The 2,048-nt window shown below is 40.5% G+C and carries 3 protein-coding genes; all 3 read left to right on the top strand.

From position 1 onward, the window contains the following. Nucleotides 1–195 (top strand): ORF6N domain-containing protein (locus Q0X89_RS11815; protein WP_297694393.1); only part of this gene is annotated, 195 nt, incomplete at its 5' end. A gap of 440 nt (nucleotides 196–635) precedes the next feature. Next, on the top strand, nucleotides 636–968 hold the full coding sequence (locus tag Q0X89_RS11810) for an ORF6N domain-containing protein (protein ID WP_297694391.1): 333 nt from the start codon (nucleotides 636–638) through the stop codon (nucleotides 966–968). Between the two features lie 118 nt (nucleotides 969–1,086). Further along, nucleotides 1,087–2,048 (top strand): ATP-binding protein (locus Q0X89_RS11805; RefSeq protein WP_297694389.1); only part of this gene is annotated, 962 nt, incomplete at its 3' end.

Below are 2,048 nucleotides of genomic sequence, written 5' to 3'. Positions count from 1 at the left end.
CGCGGTAAAAAGGTCATGCTGGATCGTGATCTGGCGGAGCTATATGGCGTTGAAACCAAACGGCTAAAGGAACAGGTACGTAGGAATATTGAACGATTTCCTGACGATTTTATGTTCGAATTATCAAAGTCAGAGTTTACAAGTTGGAGGTCGCAATTTGCGACCTCCAATCGCGATAAAATTGGGTTGAGGTAAGGAAGCACAATCAAAATATAATAATAAGCGATAGGCCAAACCGCACACGGTTATCCTCATAATAAAAAAATAATTTATCTGTCTGTGTTCATCCGTTCAATCCGTGTCCCAAAAATAAATACAATGCCAACAAACCACATACAACTTACAACAAACCGCTTGCGGCAGTCCGTGTGTGTCTGTGGCTAAAAAACTACCTTCCAAAAAGAATACTTGGAAACGGACCCTTGTCCAACAAACCACATACAACTTACAACAAACTGCGTTCATCCGTTCAATCCGTGTCCAAAAAATAATTCAAAACTAAGCATTCAAAATTATCATTTACTTCTAACATCGAATTCCCTGTGCCTTGAACCTCTCAATCGTGAACATCTAAACCCTAAATCAATTTCATATACCCTTTTCTCTGCTTGATCCAATACTAGTTAAAATTCGAAATGCCGAAGAAAACGAAAGCTCTCATTGCTGAAGAAACGATTGTACGCAAAATAATCCGGGTACGGGGTGAACGGGTTGTGGTAGATCGTGATCTGGCGGAAATGTATGGGGTGGAAACAAGAGTTCTGAACCAAGCTGTAAGTAGGAATATCAAGAGGTTTCCAGAAGATTTTATGTATACTCTAACCCTATTGCTGCAGAATGATGATATCACAAATTGTGACATCCATCAGAATAAAATCTTCATTGTGGGGGATCAAAAGGCCACAAAGAAAATTGGATATATAAAAGACCACGATGCTTTTTATGGCAAAAGCAGTATGAAAAATTGAGATTACGAAGTAAGCGATCCCGGAGGTTAGTAAACTGGTTGAAATAGATGAAATAATCAAAGGTAAAGAAGGTAAAACATTGGAGTTTAAAAGAGATCTCTCATCTTTTAAACCAATCATGAAAACACTTGTTGCCTTTGCCAATACCGCCGGGGGGATTCTGGTAATAGGCAGGGATGATAACGGAACGATAATTGGCCTGGGTGATGTATTGCAGGCGGAAGAGAGTATCGCCAATGCAATCGCAGATAGTATCATGCCTGTAATGATGCCTGATATCGAAATTATCACCTTTGAAACCAAAGAATTGCTGGTAGTAAAAGTCGCACACTGGAGCGGGCCGTTTTATCTGAAAAGCGAGGGTCCTGAAGATGGTGTCTATATTAGACTCGGCTCAACCAATAGAAAGGCAGGCCCTGAAATTTTGACTGAGCTGCATCGTACAATAAGAAGGGTGTCATTTGATCAGGAGCCTTGTAATGAACTAAGTGAAGATGATCTGGATATGGACAAGGCAGAATCTGCCTTCAAATCGGTCAACCGCAGCATTGATAAACATAAGCTTGAATCATTGGGCCTGATTGTCCCCTATGCAGGAAGGAAAACAGTATCGAATGGATGCCTGATATTGTTTGGCAGAGAAAAGCATCGCAACAGATTTTTCCCTGATGCACGTGTGAGTTGTGCAAGATTCAGAGGAACCGATAAATCTCAATTTATTGATCGTCTTGATATTGAAGGAAGCTTACTGGATGCTGTCAAAGATGTACCTAAATTCATCAGGTTAAATACAAGGCTTTTATCAAGAATTGAATCATTCAAACGCGAAGATATCCCAGCATATCCGGAGTTGGCTGTTCGGGAAGTTCTAATCAATGCTCTTGTACATTCAGATTATTCCCTGACAGGTATGCGGATTCTGGTTTCAATATATTCAGATCGCATGGAGATTCAAAATCCGGGAATGTTACCTTTTGGTATAACTTTGGAGGACTTTAAGGCCGGAGTAAGTAAGATCCGAAACAGGGTAATTGCTCGTATATTTAGAGAATTGGGCTTGATGGAAGAATGGGGAAGCGG

Origin of the sequence: uncultured Eudoraea sp., assembly GCF_947258525.1 — a bacterium.
Lineage (GTDB): Bacteria > Bacteroidota > Bacteroidia > Flavobacteriales > Flavobacteriaceae > Eudoraea.
The sequence above is the reverse complement of the archived record's forward strand: the minus strand, read 5'-3'. Positions and strand labels throughout refer to the sequence as shown.